The organism is Alienimonas sp. DA493 (assembly GCF_043951915.1).
Classification (GTDB): domain Bacteria; phylum Planctomycetota; class Planctomycetia; order Planctomycetales; family Planctomycetaceae; genus Alienimonas.
Genome location: NZ_JBINJD010000386.1, coordinates 1 through 356, shown reverse-complemented (window position 1 = coordinate 356; position 356 = coordinate 1). Strand labels below are relative to the sequence as shown.

1 pseudogene is annotated in these 356 nt (G+C 74.7%); it reads right to left on the bottom strand.

Features of this window, described 5'->3' with window-relative positions:
- Positions 1 to 356 (bottom strand): annotated as a pseudogene (locus ACG2DA_RS23140) (hypothetical protein); the annotation flags it as partial.

Here is a 356-nt window from a genome sequence, read left to right as displayed (position 1 = left end):
TCGACCTCCGCGGCGGCGTCGGCGAGTTCCGCCTGCAGTTCCGTCATCCGCCGCTCGAACGCGGGGAGGTCGGTCCGGGGCAGCAGGCGGACGCCGGCCTCCGGGTACGGCAGGCTGGCGCTCTTCCAGTGCGAGACCGCCGCGTGCCGCACCCGGGCGGCGGCCCTCAAGGCCGGGTGCTTGGTGTCCAGCAGTTTCTTGCTGGCGGATAGGCTCCCGCTCTCGGCGTCGAAGGGGGACGCGGCGTCCTCCTTCTGCTCAGCCGATAGCGTCCGCCGCAGGCCGGGCCAGGAGACGTGCAGTCGCACGGCCGCGGCGTCGCCCCGCAGGCGTTCGGCGGGGTTCTGCCCGCGGTG